Annotated in this window: 18 protein-coding genes and 1 pseudogene; 5 read left to right on the top strand and 14 right to left on the bottom strand. The window is 34.8% G+C overall.

The genetic code is table 11. The features are described from left to right. Positions 1-50: 50 nt before the first annotated feature. Positions 51-1,250: a multidrug effflux MFS transporter gene (locus JFU18_RS25730; protein ID WP_201034176.1), complete on the bottom strand. Its 1,200-nt coding sequence runs from the start codon at positions 1,248-1,250 to the stop codon at positions 51-53. A gap of 364 nt (positions 1,251-1,614) precedes the next feature. Between JFU18_RS25730 and JFU18_RS25725 the strand changes: the two genes are divergently transcribed. After that, on the top strand, positions 1,615-2,181 hold the full coding sequence (locus JFU18_RS25725) for a DUF5823 family protein (RefSeq protein WP_201031524.1): 567 nt from the start codon (positions 1,615-1,617) through the stop codon (positions 2,179-2,181). Positions 2,182-2,247: 66 nt separating this feature from the next. Here JFU18_RS25725 and JFU18_RS25720 read toward each other — a convergent pair whose 3' ends face one another. Together JFU18_RS25720 and JFU18_RS25715 are read right to left on the bottom strand one after the other, a co-directional pair. After that, on the bottom strand, positions 2,248-2,472 hold the full coding sequence (locus JFU18_RS25720) for a hemolysin XhlA family protein (protein ID WP_002066432.1): 225 nt from the start codon (positions 2,470-2,472) through the stop codon (positions 2,248-2,250). Between the two features lie 411 nt (positions 2,473-2,883). Further along, positions 2,884-3,162: a hypothetical protein gene (locus JFU18_RS25715; protein ID WP_063218586.1), complete on the bottom strand. Its 279-nt coding sequence runs from the start codon at positions 3,160-3,162 to the stop codon at positions 2,884-2,886. Positions 3,163-3,450: 288 nt separating this feature from the next. On the opposite strand from JFU18_RS25715, the gene JFU18_RS25710 reads away from it, so the two are divergent. Further along, positions 3,451-4,194, top strand: coding sequence for an SDR family NAD(P)-dependent oxidoreductase (locus tag JFU18_RS25710; RefSeq protein WP_002087632.1), 744 nt, complete (start codon positions 3,451-3,453; stop codon positions 4,192-4,194). A 113-nt stretch (positions 4,195-4,307) separates the two neighbouring features. On the opposite strand, the gene bshB2 is transcribed toward JFU18_RS25710, so the two are convergent. Together bshB2 and JFU18_RS25700 are read right to left on the bottom strand one after the other, a co-directional pair. Next, positions 4,308-4,970, bottom strand: coding sequence for a bacillithiol biosynthesis deacetylase BshB2 (gene bshB2 / locus JFU18_RS25705; protein WP_000439465.1), 663 nt, complete (start codon positions 4,968-4,970; stop codon positions 4,308-4,310). Between the two features lie 15 nt (positions 4,971-4,985). Further along, positions 4,986-5,336 carry a YojF family protein gene (locus JFU18_RS25700; RefSeq protein WP_000407039.1) on the bottom strand — a complete coding sequence of 117 codons (351 nt, stop codon included), beginning with the start codon at positions 5,334-5,336 and terminating at the stop codon, positions 4,986-4,988. A 416-nt stretch (positions 5,337-5,752) separates the two neighbouring features. Between JFU18_RS25700 and JFU18_RS25695 the strand changes: the two genes are divergently transcribed. Continuing rightward, the gene (locus JFU18_RS25695; RefSeq protein ID WP_201034177.1) at positions 5,753-7,078 is read left to right on the top strand and encodes an ArsB/NhaD family transporter; all 1,326 of its coding nucleotides are present in this window, start codon (positions 5,753-5,755) and stop codon (positions 7,076-7,078) included. Positions 7,079-7,149: 71 nt separating this feature from the next. On the opposite strand, the gene JFU18_RS25690 is transcribed toward JFU18_RS25695, so the two are convergent. The 6 genes from JFU18_RS25690 to JFU18_RS25665 all read right to left on the bottom strand — a co-directional run bounded on the left by JFU18_RS25690 (position 7,150) and on the right by JFU18_RS25665 (position 11,962). Then, the gene (locus tag JFU18_RS25690; protein ID WP_002033458.1) at positions 7,150-7,377 is read right to left on the bottom strand and encodes a coiled-coil domain-containing protein; all 228 of its coding nucleotides are present in this window, start codon (positions 7,375-7,377) and stop codon (positions 7,150-7,152) included. Between the two features lie 234 nt (positions 7,378-7,611). Continuing rightward, positions 7,612-7,971: a nuclear transport factor 2 family protein gene (locus JFU18_RS25685; protein WP_002128400.1), complete on the bottom strand. Its 360-nt coding sequence runs from the start codon at positions 7,969-7,971 to the stop codon at positions 7,612-7,614. 79 nt (positions 7,972-8,050) lie between these two features. Further along, positions 8,051-8,602, bottom strand: a complete 552-nt coding sequence (locus JFU18_RS25680; protein WP_201034178.1) for a GNAT family N-acetyltransferase — start codon at positions 8,600-8,602, stop codon at positions 8,051-8,053. Between the two features lie 378 nt (positions 8,603-8,980). After that, positions 8,981-9,889, bottom strand: coding sequence for an iron-hydroxamate ABC transporter substrate-binding protein (locus JFU18_RS25675; protein ID WP_002014213.1), 909 nt, complete (start codon positions 9,887-9,889; stop codon positions 8,981-8,983). A gap of 21 nt (positions 9,890-9,910) precedes the next feature. After that, on the bottom strand, positions 9,911-10,927 hold the full coding sequence (locus JFU18_RS25670; protein WP_201034179.1) for a FecCD family ABC transporter permease: 1,017 nt from the start codon (positions 10,925-10,927) through the stop codon (positions 9,911-9,913). Continuing rightward, complete coding sequence (locus tag JFU18_RS25665) at positions 10,928-11,962, bottom strand: FecCD family ABC transporter permease (protein ID WP_063218589.1); 1,035 nt, start codon at positions 11,960-11,962, stop codon at positions 10,928-10,930. A 275-nt stretch (positions 11,963-12,237) separates the two neighbouring features. On the opposite strand from JFU18_RS25665, the gene JFU18_RS25660 reads away from it, so the two are divergent. Further along, positions 12,238-13,002: a DUF817 domain-containing protein gene (locus JFU18_RS25660; protein ID WP_063225733.1), complete on the top strand. Its 765-nt coding sequence runs from the start codon at positions 12,238-12,240 to the stop codon at positions 13,000-13,002. A gap of 122 nt (positions 13,003-13,124) precedes the next feature. On the opposite strand, the pseudogene JFU18_RS25655 reads toward JFU18_RS25660, so the two are convergent. After that, positions 13,125-14,161 (bottom strand): annotated as a pseudogene (locus tag JFU18_RS25655) (DUF4003 domain-containing protein). A 279-nt stretch (positions 14,162-14,440) separates the two neighbouring features. Next, positions 14,441-14,896: a DinB family protein gene (locus tag JFU18_RS25650; protein WP_002033453.1), complete on the bottom strand. Its 456-nt coding sequence runs from the start codon at positions 14,894-14,896 to the stop codon at positions 14,441-14,443. Positions 14,897-15,099: 203 nt separating this feature from the next. Here JFU18_RS25650 and JFU18_RS25645 point away from each other — a divergent pair, with 203 nt between their 5' ends. Next, positions 15,100-15,588 carry a DinB family protein gene (locus JFU18_RS25645; protein ID WP_201031529.1) on the top strand — a complete coding sequence of 163 codons (489 nt, stop codon included), beginning with the start codon at positions 15,100-15,102 and terminating at the stop codon, positions 15,586-15,588. Between the two features lie 129 nt (positions 15,589-15,717). Here the strand turns inward: JFU18_RS25645 and JFU18_RS25640 are convergent, their stop codons facing one another. Continuing rightward, the gene (locus JFU18_RS25640; RefSeq protein ID WP_201031530.1) at positions 15,718-16,605 is read right to left on the bottom strand and encodes a LysR family transcriptional regulator; all 888 of its coding nucleotides are present in this window, start codon (positions 16,603-16,605) and stop codon (positions 15,718-15,720) included. Positions 16,606-16,700 lie beyond the last annotated feature (95 nt).

Genomic DNA, 16,700 nt, shown 5'->3' with positions numbered 1-16,700 from the left:
TAATACAAAAGAGTCTCATTTTCCAATGAGACTCTTTTCCTATTACATAATTAAACTGCTTTTTCAACTTTCTTACTAAAAATAAACACCCTAGTAAACACTGACATGATAACTACTATAGCCAGAAAATAAAGCGGCATCACCATTAACGAGCCCGTATGAAGCTGACTCATTCCCCAAATTGTCATCGTTACAATTACATAGTAGCCTAAGCTAAACAATGCACCTGCTGTACCAATGACATCTTGAAAATTTACTAATGCTAAGCTAAGACAATTCGGTAACGCTACCCCCATTCCTAATAGCAATATAAACATCGCTACTAAAAATCCAATCATATATATTACGTTTGGATTTGATCCAACAAACGTAATAACAGATAAAATGACTGCTCCCACTGTCATTACAATACAACCTATATATATGATTTTCTCCGGTTTATAAATAGGCAGTAACCGCTTTGAAACTTTCGCTCCAATAATAGAAGCGGAAGCAACAACAATTCCTAGAAATCCGTACATACTAGGCGATAACTGAAAGTATTCAATAAAGATAAACGGCGCTTCTGCATAGTAGCTAAATAAAACACCATTTGCTCCTCCAATTAATAATCCATACGTTACTACTTTCGGATTTGTAATCAACCGTTTTAATACAGAAAATACATTTATTTTACCCGTTATTGCGTCCGTTTTTGTTTCCGGAAGCGAAACAAACGTATATAACAAAATCCCAACACTCATAACAACTAAACTTAAAAATACTATTTTAAATCCAAACATTTGATCAAGAAAGCCCCCAATTAGTGGACCTATCGCTGGTGTAAAAGCAATGACTGCCGAAATTTGAGCAAACATAACATGACGTTTATGCCCCTCTACACTTTCACGAAGAATCGTTTGTGTCACAACTGAACCAGCACTTGCTCCAAATGCTTGAATAAAACGACTAAACAATAAAAATTCAATAGAATTTGCAATATAGCATAAGAAACTTCCAGCGCCATATACTACAATTCCAAATAACATTGCTGGGCGACGACCAATTATATCTGATAACCATCCAATAAAAAATACACCTAAAGCAAATCCAGCAAAATAAACACTAAGCGTTAACTGTACCTCATTATTACTTACGTGCAACGCCTTTGAAATATCCGGTAAAGACGGTGTGTAAATCGTTTCACTAATTTGCGGAAATGCCACAAGAATAATCATTAACCAAAGTGATGGTACTGAGACTTTTTTCATTTTTAATACCCTCCTATAACTTTGAAAATCTCAGAAATGAATAGACTTTCCTTAGCTACGGAACAGGAGGGGCCATTATAGAAATTCGATCATAAAACAACAAAGAAAACACCTCAATTACGCATGTTAATACATATAGGAGGGTAATATTAACATTGATTTTAATATATGCTTTTTCAATTATATTACATATTACATTTCTTTTTCTAGTGTTGAGCCTTGGAGGATTTGTTAGAAGGATAACTTGATACCATCACCTTTTTATGGAATAATTAGGAATGGTTTGAATTAATGGATTTAATTATCAAACGATAGACTAGCATTTTTTAATGTCGCAAAGCTTACAAACAGGAGGACTTTTGTAATGATTGAAATTTTAAGGACCATAGTAAACTTCCTAATTTCTCTATTCTCAGGAGAATTAACAATTGTATATTATGTGTGGATTATTACCCTATTCCTAATTCAAATAATCCAATCTACTCTAAACTATAAACTATTTAACAAGAAAGATAATTTCAGCACTTATATATCAGAAGGATTACTTGCTTTTATTATTTTATTGTTTGGAGGTATGTTAGTATCTAAGTTACTTGCTTACATAATAGACGACTCTACTATTAGTATGACAAATTTAACACATTATTTTATTTCTCTTATTATATTAACTATATTTGTCGTCATAAGCTGTCTTAAAGATTTTATAGAAACATATATCAAAAATAAAAATGTGTCTCTTTTTAGCTTTTTAGTAGTTTCCTTAATAACAAGTATACTTTCATTCAAGTTTTTATCACCTTTAATCGAAGGTTCTTTTTCTCTTTCTAAATCTTTTATAACCACTTTAATCATTCTTGTAACTATATCAATTCCTCTATTAATTTCCTTAGAGGAAAAATATGCAGATAAAAAAGAAACGGAAAATTTATAGCTTCTCATTTACATAAAAGAAAGGGGACGCTCCCCTCTTTCTTTTATATCGTCCTATTTCACAAGATTAAATCATCCCTTTTAATATCAACCCCAAAACTGACATTACTATTGCACTTATAATAATTCGCAAAATCCAAGTTATGTTTGTACTTATTTTTTCCAATTGCTTATTGATTGTTGCTATGTCTTTCTCATTAATAGTGGTACGCGTTTCTAAATTACGAATGTCTCTCATAATTTCTTTTTGCTCCGCCTTGAGACTGTCAATTTTAGCGTAAACATCTTCCATATATTCACACCATCTGTTCATCTCAATAGAAAAAACTATATATATATTATGAGACAACCCTCTTACCTGTGAATACATTCCGTATATCCGCACACCAAATTATTTGTACAATCTAATTGAATTACTTACACGTTTCCATTCTCCTATATATAAGTCTTCGTTTAGATAATATGTGCTATAAAAAGAAATCTCATTATTCCACTTTAATAATGTATTCTAAGTACTCTTTATATGCCGTTTCATAAAGACCTGTAGCATATTTAAAGCCTTTTTTATTTTTTAACAACAAACAAGATGCAATCCAACATGCGGTAGCACCTACGATAATTACTATTATTTAAATCACCATTCTCACATTTAAAACTCAATATAGTCAGTATTCTCTTCTTAAAAATCAGCTTTTTTAGCTACTTAATGTATACTAATATTAATATGAACTAGCTGTATTGATAAACTCTCTAGTACAAGAAATATACTAGCTGAAGCAGATCTATATCCGATATTTTTCCCATGAACATTAATGCTGATTGCCACTAAATGTGTTTGAATAGCATTGTTTTCAAAAATTTCATCCTCAACTTTTACAATATCAGCTTTACTATCCACTTCCTTAAAGGTTTTCAATAATTTTGTTTCTAATAGACTAAAATCAAAATTTTCATCTTTTATTACAGCAAATTTAATCTTCATATCGATTTCCCCATTTTTAACAAACTAAAATCATTTAATCAATATAAATATATATCAATCTATTAAGTAATTCAAAATATACGCTTCTTATACACTATTACTAAATATCATTTCTAAAAGGATTAAGTGCAAAAAAGAAAGAAAGAAAGTAAATAAAGAAAAAATTAGTACTCTCACAATTAAGTAAACTCTAATTTTTTCTTCTATCTACTTATTATTTAAGGTTAATAGTGATATAACCAGACTAAAAAATTTGACTTAAATTCATTGATGAATGGAGAGGTTTATATGAAATTAAAAGACAAAGTAGCAATCATAACTGGTGGTGCAAGTGGAATTGGTGAATCCACTGTTCGCCTTTTTATTGAAGAAGGTGCAAAAGTAGTTATTGCTGACTTTTCTGAACGTGGAAAAGGCCTATCAGATGAATTGAATGCACATGGATATAATACATTATTTATTAAAACTGATGTAACAAAAGAAGCAGATATTAAACAGCTAATCCATGAGACAGTAAGTAAATACGGTAAATTAGATATTATGTATGCCAATGCCGGCGTTGCTGATGATGCACCGGCAAACGAACTGTCCTATGAAAAATGGAAAAGAACCATTGATATTAACTTGTCTGGGGTATTCCTTTCTGATAAATATTCGATTGAACAATTTCTTAAACAAGGTACAGGCGGTGTCATCGTTAACGCTGGTTCGATTCATAGTTTTGTTTCATTACCTACCCCAACAGCATACTCCTCTGCAAAAGGTGGTGTGAAACTATTAACTCAAAATTTATGTACTGCCTACGCTAAATATGGAATACGTATTAATGCGGTGTGCCCTGGCTATATTGACACCCCTTTACTTGGTAGTGTTAATCCTCAACAGAAAGAATATTTAGCTTCACTTCATCCACAAGGCAGACTTGGAACACCAAAAGAAATAGCCAAAGCTGTCTTATTTTTAGCAAGTGATGATGCTAGCTTTGTTAATGGTACAACACTTCTTGTTGATGGAGGCTATACTGCACGCTAATTTTAAAATTTGAAGTACGGCTCTAAGAAATATATAGTCTTTAATACAAAAAGCGCCATCACAAGTGACGGCGCTTTTTGTATGTAAGAGCTACTAGAAGGTACCCTTCTAGCCTACTCCCATTTATAAGTCCAAAACTGTTCAAGTTGCAGCCATTTTAATGTTGCTGCGTCTTTGTTTTTTATTTTTGCATGCGTTTCTTCTAGCATCGCTTCCGTTTGTGAACGATGCGCGCCTAGTGCAGCTAATTTATGTTCAAATACTTCACTAATATTATTTACAACATCCGGTTCACCGAGTACTGCTTCGCGATTTCTCGTAATCGCAACCGCATGAATGGCTGGACGTTCTTCTTTAGGCATACGTGATACAGCGCGAACTACAGCGCGACCAAATGCATCATGATCCGGATGTACGCCGTGTTCTGGATAAAATGTAATAATTCGAGATGGATTTACTTCTTGAATAATCGCTTCGATTTTATCGGCAACAAAATCAACATCTTCAAATTCTAACGTTTTATCATGGAAACCGAGCATTCTTAAATCTTGAATCCCCATCGCTTCACATGCATCTTTTAATTCTTTTTCACGTATATTTGGAATCGTTTCACGGTTAGCGAATACGTTTTTCCCCATGTTACGTCCCATTTGTCCAAGAGTACCACATGCGTACGTTACAGGTACTCCTTGATCTGTTAATAAGCGAATTGTTCCTCCCGCAGCAAATGCTTCATCATCTGGATGCGGAAATACAACAAGTACATGTCTCTCCATAAGTTTCCCTCCTTCTTACTTAAATGGCGTTAAGCTTAGCTCAAGCGCTACCGCTAAGCGGCCTTGGTTATCATGCCCTGCTAGTAATAAACGCTCTTTATCGTCTACTTCCCAGTGCGTAATGCCTTCTGCATATACCCAGCCATGATCCATTTTCAAACCAACTCGGTATGGGTTTGTTCCAGTTATTTTCCCACGCTCAAAGCGAATAATTGCATTTCGAATGAATGCTCCTACTGTCATCATCTTTTCATTAAAGTGTGACGCATACGCTCCATTCGTCGTTTCTAAATGAATATATACATCTTTATTTACAAAACGTTCAATTTCATTTTGAATAAGAGAACTATCTTTTACTATTTCCATCGGAATTCACCTCTTTAAACCATTTTACGCAAAAATAATGTAAATTGCTATCTCTATATTAGAGGACAACGCCCACTTTTCCTAATAATTTGCACTGTGTTTTTTATATTTTTTATCCCGCATTAACGGATAGTAAGATTCCCACCCCAAAATCCAGCGAACACACGTCAGCTAGGTGGGAAATCAACTATCCGTAAATGCCCGATTGGTGAGGGCTAATAATCAGTGGGGGATGAACAAAAACCCCCACTGATTAAAGTTTCACTTTATATGATATGTAAAAATCACATTTTTTCCTTCACTTTGTTAAATAGTTTTCTTTCTTTTTTAAATTTGCTACAATATATTTTATCCCGTATTAATACAGCGAGATACATTTCGACAATTGAATACATACTTTAAAGAAGGTGACATGATTGGAACAATCAGCACATGAAGTAGCAAATTGGCAATATTATTTTACAATTGCCGTATTTTTAGTCACGTACGGTTTTATTATTTCTGAGAAATTGAATCGTGCTGTAATCGCACTATTCGGTGCTGCTATTATGATTATTTTTGGAATTGTAGATTTACATACTGCTTTCACATCGCATATTCAATGGGAAACGATTACCCTTTTAATTGGGATGATGATTCTCGTACATATTACGAGTCAATCAGGCGTATTTGAATTTGTAGCCATAAAAGCAGCAAAAGCAGCTGGCGGAAAACCAATCCGCATTTTATTATTACTATCCCTATTAACTGCTGTCGGTTCTGCATTTTTGGACAACGTAACAACCGTATTATTAATCGTACCTGTTACACTATCCATTACACGTATTTTAAAAGTAAATCCTGTTCCTTATTTAATTTCAGAAGTACTATTTTCAAATATAGGCGGAACAGCAACATTAATTGGTGACCCGCCGAACATTATGATTGGATCAGCTAATAAGCATTTAGACTTTAATGCCTTTTTACTAAACTTAGCTCCAATCGTAATCATTATTTCTATCGTTACACTTGGCATTATTTACTTCATGTATCGCAACAAACTAAAAACAACGCCTGAGCAAATCGAAAAGCTAATGGCATTAAATGAAAAAGATTATATTAAAGATCAGAGCCTCCTTTTAAAATCCATTACGATTTTAGGACTAACTATTTTAGGCTTTGTACTTCATTCTATTATTCATGTAGACGCTGCCCTTATTGCGATGACAGGTGCTACACTTCTTATGTTAATCGGTGTGAAAGAACATGATATTGAAGATGTATTTGCCCACGTTGAATGGGTAACAATTTTCTTCTTCGCTGGACTATTCGTTCTCGTTGGCGGATTAATTGATATCGGACTTATTTCTTCACTCGCAAAAGAAGTACTCGACGTAACAAATGGCGATATCGGTTTCGCTGCTATACTTATCTTATGGGTATCTGGCATCGCATCTGCGACAATTGATAACATCCCATTTGTCGCAACGATGATTCCACTTATTCAAGATTTAGCTACAGGACTCGGACTAGCTGTCGATTCTCCGCAAATTGAAGTACTATGGTGGGCGTTATCACTTGGAGCTTGCCTAGGAGGCAACGGAACATTAATTGGAGCATCAGCAAACGTAGTCGTTGCTGGTATTGCAAAACGTGAAGGACATGGGTTCTCTTATATGGACTTCTTAAAAATCGGTTTCCCCTTAACGATCATTGCGCTATTGTTATCACATGCTTACATTTATTTACGTTATTTAATGTAGAAGTTGTATTGCATGAAATTATGTCGTCAAATAAAAAAGGTTTGCAGCACTATGCTACAAACCTTTTTTCATCACCAAAATATACCTATAATTGCTAATCCACCTAAAATCATACCACCAATTTGTCCGATGATTGTTGGTGATAGTTGAACACCTTTTCTCACTTCAACAACTGGTCTTTCGTGCCTTAGTTGCTGCACTTCACTTTGAAGTTGATGTACACTTCCGTGTAGTTCTTTAATTAGTTCTTTTAATTCAGCGACCTCTTCATTTACTGGCTTACTTTTTTCTAAGTTCATCTCGCATAACTCCTTATAAATTCAATCCGTTCACTGTAAAATTTCGCCAATTATCGTTATATCTCCTGCATACTACATATATAATATGGAATGTACCTTTATTAACAAGACCCTTTTAAGAATAAATTTAGATATTTTAGAAAGACAACTTTCATTAGTTCTTTATATATATAAAGGACTAATATATTCAACAATTCTATTCTTTATAGTTTCTTTTTCATACAAAAAGCTTCACTAAAATTTAGCAGGTGTACCTTGATGAAAATACATTTGCCATCTTCCTTCTCTAAATTTCCATATCGAACTACGTAAAGAGTGTTGATTATTCATTTCATTGAATATTTGATAAGTAGTTAATGCTACATCTTTGGATAATGGATGTACTTCAAAATCACTCAAAGTCATTTTTACCACACCAATTCCATTTTTATCGATATCCTCATTTTTATATAAAACTTTACCAGAACTCCCAAACTCAAAAAAATCAGCGGCAAGTATCTTTTTAAGCTCCTTTTGAGATGTGCGAACCCCTGGTTTAAGTAATCGTTCCTCTAGCTGATATAAACACTCTCTTAATGAAGATAAACCTTCCATTAGTACACTCCTCCGCTCATCATTACCCAAATATTACAACTTTTCACTCTACACTACACAATTATTCTGTATGTTTTTGCTAGTTCTGCAGCTCTATCCATTCATCACGCAATATCCCCATAATCATACGATCAAAACACTTTCCATCTCTTTGAACTGCTTCCCTCATACATCCTTCCATCTGAAATCCCATCTTTTTATACAGTACAATGGCTGCTTTATTATAAGAAATAACATCGAGACCGACGCGGTGTAGATTCATTTCATAGAACGCATACTTTAAAATAAGATGCACTACTTCTCTCCCAAACCCTTTTCCTCTATCATTTGCCTCTCCTATACCAATTGCTAATAGACCTGTTCTGTTATTCCACTCTATGCCGTGAATTGCAACAAAACCAATTAAGCGATCATCTTGAACTGTTCTTAACATGAAAGAAACACTATTCGATCTCCGTCCCTTTAATAGCCCATCACTCGCTATTTCATGTAACGATTGCGGGAATGCCAAGTCTGTATCTACATTTCTTAAGTACTCACTATCCTCTTGCCACATAGCCATTACTTCAGCATCCGCTTCTCTAATAGCTGATAATTTAATAGTTTTATTTTGAAAAAGATTCATCGTCATCTAAAACTCCCCCTTTTTTAAATAGCGGGGACAATAATTCTAGCCTATTTATCCCGCATTAACGGGCAGTAAGACTCCCACCTCAAAATTCAGCTGGAGCGAAGAAGTTAGGTGGGAGTCGGGCTGCCCGTAAACGCCCGATTGGTGAAGGCTAATAATCAGTGGGGGATGAACAAAACCCCCACTGATTAAAGTTTCACTTTATCCCCTTGTTCCATAAACTGTTTTTTTAACGGGATACTTACAATAAGTGCTGACATTGGCACATCTCCCTTGCATTGAATTAACTTCATTGTATAATTTTTCATTTATTCTAACAATAACAACAATAAAAAGACCCTCCAAATTTAGAGGGCCTTTCCTAATAGCAAAACTGTATTATTTCGTAAACATTTTCTCTGCTTCATCCATTGCCATTTTGTTACCTAAAGCAGAATAGTCAAGCCATGGTTGATCATTAATAATGTATACGTGCTTACCCTTAACAGCTTTTAAGTCTTTCCAAATTGGTGTTTCTTGCAGTTGTTTAAATGCTGCTTTTGCTTTATCGTCTCTGTTTACGACAACGAAAATAGCATCCGCATCAAAGTCAGGTAATACTTCTTGTGAAATTACTTCGAAAGGACGGTTTCCATCAATTTTCTCTACACCATTTGCAGGTTGTAATCCTAAGTCTTGGAATAGAATTGGTCCCATCGGTCTTTTCGTACTAAATACACGTAATTCTTTTGCGGTAACGCGAATTGCCATTACTTTTTCGTTATTACCTAACTCTTTATCTATTAAACTTTTTACTCGTTTTGATTGTTCTTCATAGTCTTGAATATATTTATCTGCTTCTTTCTCACGGTTTACAAGTTTACCTACTTCTTTTAAATGATCTCTCCACGTACCTTCATCTAAATTAAAAGTATGTGTTTTTGCAATTTTTTCGTATTTCGCTAAATCTTTGCCAGCATATTTTTCATCCACATAAATTTCAGATGGCTTTAATTGTAGTAATGCTTCCATATTCGGATCTGTTACAACGCCCAGTTTCTTCGTATCTTTCAACTGTTCTTTCACGTGAGGTAAGAAATCTTTTAAATCTCCACCAATTACAGAACCTACCGGTGTAATTCCTAATGCAAGTAAGTTATTCGTTAAATGAATAGACATAGAAGCAATTTTTGGATCATTACTTTTTTCAGTTTTTTTAGTTGCCTCTTCACTAGATTTCGTTTGACCACATGCTGATAATACTAAAATAAACATAATGCTAAATAAAATAGTAAGTTTCTTTTTCATATGTTCTCCTCTTTGAAGTATTTATTTTGTTTTTGTAAGTAAATAAAGAAAATATGGCGCACCTAAAGCCGCTACTACTACGCCAGCTGGAATAGAGTTTGGCTCAAATAAAGATCGCCCTATCGTATCCGCGAGTACTAAAATAATCATTCCAATTATGCCAGCTAACGGAAGGAAATGTTGATATGTGCTACCTACTAACTTTCTTGCGATATGCGGAGAAACTAAGCCGATAAAGCCAATTCCCCCTGCCATTGATACACTTGCACAAGACAATCCTACCGCTGTAGCTAAAAGCAGTAACCGTTCTTTTTGAACAGATACACCAAGTCCTGCTGCTACACTATCACCTAGTGACAGTGCATTTAACGTTTTGGATTTCAGCCATGCGTACGGAGTTAGTATCAAAATCCAAGGTAATAATGCTAGGACATGAATCCAATCTCTTCCCCACACGTTACCAACTAACCACCTAGAAGCGAATGTATACGTCTCATCATTTAACTTGAGCGAGAAAAATAACGAAAGTGCACTAAAACCAGCTGAAACTGCAATACCAACAAGAATAAGTCTAATGGGAAGTAAACCTTTTGACCGATCACTCGCAAGCAAAACAATAAGAAATGCAGCTAACACTCCTCCGCCAAATGTAAATAACGGTATTAAAATCGATGCACTCTCGTTAATAGAATGAAAGAGAGTAACGAATATAATAATCCCGAAAGATGCACCTGAATGCAATCCAAGAATCCCGGGATCTGCGAGTGCATTACGAGATAATCCTTGCAAAATCGCACCGGAAACCCCAAGGCCAATACCTGCTAACATTGTGATTATAATTCTTGGCATACGATAATCGTATAGCACGGTTGCACTCTCAAAATCACCATAGCCAAAAAGCGTTTGAATTACTTTGAGCGGTGCGATGCTCAGCGTTCCCGTATTTAAGCTAATCAAAATTACAGCGATACTTATACATCCGAAAATTGTAGTTACAGTAATAGCTCTCTTTTTATCCGTGCTAAAAAGATCCTTCACTTATAACTCCCTCCCAACTTTACGTGCTATATAAAGGAAGAACGGAACTCCAACAAGAGCTACCATAATTCCTATCGCAAGTTCTTTAGGAGGATTTACTGTTCTTGCTCCTAAATCAGCTAAAACTAATAAAATAGCTCCTAATAATGCTGACATAGGAATAATAAGTTGATAATTAACACCTACTAATTTTCTAGCAATGTGCGGGATGACCAATCCTACAAATCCAATGGAACCAACAGCTGAAACAGAAACACCTGCTAGAATCACTACCGTAATCATCCCGAGTATTCTCGTTCGGTTCGTTTTTACACCTAAATTTGTAGCGACATCATCCCCCATGGATATGAGTGAAATAGATCGCCCTAGCGCTGTCGCAAAAACAATTGTTATGAGAATAATAGGCACTAAAAATTTCAAGTGTTCCCACTTAACCCCCGCAACACCACCAGCATACCAAAACGCTAAATCTTGGCTTAAGTCATAATAAATCGCGACACCTGAACTTAACGAATGTAAAAGCGCGGCCATAACTGCCCCTGCAATCGTTAACCTCATCGGCGTTAGCCCGCCTGATGTTGCTGATCCAATAATAAAAATGAGTACTGTACTTAAAACTGCTCCAATAAAGGAGACAATCATTAAATAGGAATACGGCATATGCGGGAAAAAAGCAAAGCTAAGTGCTACTACAAACATCGCACCTGCATTTATTCCAAGTACACCTGCATCAGCTAAAGGATTTCGTGTTACCCCTTGCATAACAGCTCCAGCGACTGCAAAAGCAGCTCCTACAACTGCTGCGCCAATTACCCTTGGGAGCCTTAATTCATAAATAATTTGATGCTGTGTTAATTTCGGATTATAATCAAAAACCGCTGCCCACACAGTTTGCAAATGGATATCCTTTGCACCAAATGCAACGGCTAAAAATATAGCTCCAATTAAACATATAATTGTTAAGCTCATGAAACATATGAACTTAATATGTATCCAGCGATTATTGCCAGCATGTACAGTAGACTTATGTAACATGTTTCATTTCATCCTTTATATTCAGTTCTTTTTTATAATTATTTTGTATTTATAATCATTATTGATAATAATTATCATTTTCATTTAGATATTATATCCCCACTTTTTTTAAATAGCAAACTTTTTTTTACTTTGTTAAACTATCAAAATACTTATTACAACTCCCTTCTAAAACTTCCAAATACATGCAAAATGACGTACTGTTTTATTTTCAAATTTGTAGTATACTAAGTTATTATTTTGATTTTTCAAATAATAATCCTGAAGGTGAAAACATGTTTTATGTAAAACAACTACTCTATTTTACTTATGAACAAGCATTATCCTGTTTGTTCCCTGTCATTATTTTTTTAACACTTGCTCTTTCAAAAATCATTTCGATTCCAGGGCTGTACCGATATGATTTCATACTCATCGTATGTCTTCTTATGCAGTGGATTATGTACAAAACAGGTCTTGAAACAAAAGATGAACTAAAAGTAATTACTGTCTTCCACCTCATCGGCCTTTTACTAGAAATATATAAAGTACATTTCGGTTCATGGAGTTATCCTGAAGAGGCGTATTCAAAAGTTTTCGGAGTTCCGCTTTACAGCGGTTTTATGTATGCGAGTGTCGCAAGTTACATATGCCAAGCGTGGAGAAGATTGCATTTACAAATGCATCATTGGCCGAAAGCTATTTTTGCAATACCTCTAGGAGCAATGATTTACTTTAATTTTTTTACACATCATTTTCTATATGACTTTAGATGGGTATTAACTTTAATTTTATTCATTGTTTTCTTTCGCACATTTGTGGAATTTTCATTACGAGGCGTTACATATAAAATGCCGCTCGTACTCTCATTTTTCCTTATCGGATTCTTTATTTGGATTGCAGAAAACATCGCTACCTTCTTCGGAGCATGGCAATATCCAAATCAACGGGAAACATGGAGCCTCGTTCACTTAAGCAAAATTAGCTCATGGTTTTTACTCGTTGTTATTAGCATTATGATTGTTACACAACTCAAACATTTGAAGCAGTCGAAAAGATAATGCTGATTATGTAAAAACAGTTAGCCCATCACTCATTAGAGAGTGATGGGCCTTTTTTAAACCATCCTCATCAAAGGCATTATAGGTTCATCATAATTTACGAGAGCATAAGCAGTTGCACATTATGAACTAGTACTAGCAGAAGAGGTTGCTGCAGATGAAGCGGCAATCGTTGCCATCATAGCTGCCTGTTGTGCTTGTATGAGGACTTCTATCATAGTTTGTAAACCTGTGTTGGTAGCTTTACTCTCCTCACCTTTCTGACTTACAAACAGTTGAATAGCAATAAGAATATTCGTATCTGTATGCCAACGGAAAAATTTCTCCCCCTGCAATTTTTCAATCAACGCTTTAATAGAATGAATCTCTTTTTCTCCATCCTCAAGTAACGCTAGTAGCCCGATAGCTGGATAATGCATCTGTTTCACTTTTACCTTTTCTTGTTTTAACAACTTCCATATGTTTGTGCATTTTGCAACTAACATTTCTTCACGGACATCCTTCTTTAGTGAGAGGATATGACTTAAAAACTGAAGATCATTCCCTTTACGCAAACCAGCTTTCGCTAGTTTCTGATAAAGACGTTCTACTCGGTCCATAAGTGTTTCTACATTCTCTGATTGTCCTGCTAGTAAAACCGCGAGTGGATAATCATTTGTACCTGTAAGAAAGAGATGATCCTTTTTCATGCGTTTATATACTTGTATCGAACGCTGAATGTGCGTGCCATGCTGTTCATTTTCTTCTGTTAAAAGCACAGCTGCTGCGAGATAAGTAAATATACTCCGGCTAAAGCCACCAGCGACCAATTGCTCATATAAATCTAAAAACCTCTGAAAAGCTTCCTTGTAATCTGTAAAGTGAATATCTAATGTTGCGGACACCACAAAGCGATGATAAGACTTTAAGTATGAAAACATCCCTACCTGATTCTTAATATAACTACTAATTTCTAAAAAACGTCCGAGATCAAACAGTTTATCACTACCTGCATACATAGCAGCAATCATCATACCTGTTCGAGAATCACTCGTTTTCCATTTTAGTTCTCCCTTTAACTGTGCATATGTATGTGTGTATTGCTCCAACTTTTGTTCCAATGTAATCATAGTATTCCCCCATTTTCTAGTTCCTCTCTTTTATTATACGTATATTCCATATTTAGGAATACCCTATTTCATACAGATTTTGCAACCTTATACTTTCTTCTGTATTATTTTCAATATTTTTCTATTAAGTAATACAAAAAAATAATAACTACCATAAAATTTAGGGTGTTTCTTTATCCTAATTGGTTGGTTTTCTTTCCTTCTTCATCAGCATCACGATGATTAGCGTTCATAATCCTTAATCCTTCAAGAAGTTCAACAACAAAAAAGGATAGATAATAAATTATCTACCCTTTTTTTGTCTATATATTATTTAACTTTACCCAAAACTAAAGAGCCTTAATAATACGTTCCATCGCCTTCATTTGCCCAATATGGTCTGCTTCATGATAAAGCATCATACCGTAAAGCTCTCCAACTGTTTCCAACCCTAAAAATGGCTCTGGAAGTTTATTTTCAAATGCTTCTGCTGGAATTTCTTGAATGCGCTTCGCTTGTTCTTTTAATTGAACCGTTAACACTTCTAATGATGGCCCTTCTGTTTTCCATTTAGATGGTCTTGAACCATATCCAAACATACCTGGATATTCAGTTGGTAATTGTTTAAATTCTTTTCCAAACATGAAAACTTCTGCTGCCGTTAACACGTGACCAATATGCCAGCGAATTGTATTGTTAAAGCCCTCCGGCTGCGTATCCGCAGTTTTATCATCTAACGTTTCCATAAATTGAAGTAATGCCCCACGCGTTATTTCAAATTGTTTTAAACCAATTATTCTATTCATTTTATCGTCTCCTTTTTTATGTACAATTTATTATGAACTAAGGATGTTAAACTTATTAAAGTTTCACCTTGTTTAATCTATCAGAAACAATTAAGAAAAACATCTAATATGCTTAGTAAAAATAATAAAAAGGTTCACCCCTCGTAAATATAGAATTACTTACTACACAAATAGTTTAGTAAATAAAAGAGGAGTGTAGTTGCATGTTACATGTTTTAAAACAGCAATATAATCTTATTAGCTCTACAAGAGAAACTCTATTTTCGTTTTTAGAAGAAATCCCACTAGAAAAATTGCACAGCACAGTTCCTAATTTCGGAAGTGGCAGCATTTTAAAAACCCATATTCATGTAGCTGATTGCTACCGATACTGGCTTGGATCATTCGCATTCAAGCAAAAACGAGCAGATTTTTCATTCGCTAGTGATTATGAAATTGAGCATGCAGATGTCGAGAAAGTTCGTGCTAGATTTAAGTTAGTCGATGAGGTTGTAATGCGTTTTTTAGATGAATACAATGACCGTTGGCTCGAAAATATAGCAAATGAAGTGAAATGGCAAAAAGAACCTTGGAGCACAACTCCGCTATGGCTTTTAACTCATGCGGAAACACATGAATTTCATCATAAAGGTCAACTTGTATCAATGGCTCGTCACCTCGGATACACGCCTCCTGATACAGATCTTAGTTAATTACTACAACTGAACTTAATGCACACAAAAATAAAGAGCACGTTTTGATTAATCTTTTTCAAAATATGCTCTTTATCTATTTAAATAACTTAATCGTTTACTATATTACTGGTTCACCTATAACAACTGTTAATTAAATGACTCCCTCGTCACATCAATAAATTGCTGCAGTGGTACAGTCATCCATTTATCTTTATGCCAAGCAATTTGTGTATAAATCGGTGAAATTGCATTTTCTAAATGTAACTCTTTTATCGTTCCCTCTCGTATATCTTTTTCTACTACTATCGCGGGTAAAACGGCTATACCTAAATCTGCAATAACACATTGTTTAATTGCCTCGACACTAACGAACTCAATCTTATTTGCTGGATACACATCTTCTGTACGAAATAGCTCTTCAAATAAAGTTCGATACGAGCAACCGAGTTCTGTTAGTAAAAGTGTTTCGCTTTCTAAATCTTTTGTAGAAACGGAAGGTTGTTCAAGTAAACGATGCGTAGGAGCAGCTACTACTTTTAATTCTTCTTTCATAAGTGGCTCCACATGTAAAACATCCTCTGTTTTACATTCGTCCAAAATAAATACAAGATCTACTTTCCCCTCCATCAATTGTTCCTTCGCATCTTTATTGGAATGTGCAGGTTTAAATATAAGCTTTATTTGGGGAAATTGTGCTTTAAATTTCTTTAATATAGATGGAAGCCTATATGTACATTGACTTTCTTGTGCACCGATTATTAACGTACCCGCTATTTCCTCATCATCTTTCACAGCCATTTTCGCTTCGTTACTGAGTGCAATCATCTTATCAGCATATAGTTGAAACTTCCTGCCTGCTTCAGTTAAGAAAAGACGTTTTCCTAACCTTTCAAATAATGGCGTGCCTAGCTCAGCCTCTAACGTTTTAATTTGCGCCGTTACACTCGATTGAGCAAAGTTCAATTTCTTCGCAGTTTGCGTAAAGTTCAAAGTGTCCGCTGCTACTTTAAATGTAATTAATTGTTTTATCTCCATTTATCATCCCCCTTTCCAATCGGTATTTCCGATTGATTTCATCGAAATAATCCTCTTTGTCTATTGATATTTGTATTGTATGATAAATAGCATCG

Origin of the sequence: Bacillus sp. TH22 (assembly GCF_016651015.1) — a bacterium.
GTDB lineage: Bacteria > Bacillota > Bacilli > Bacillales > Bacillaceae_G > Bacillus_A > Bacillus_A mycoides.
This window is presented reverse-complemented; position numbering and strand designations above follow the sequence as displayed.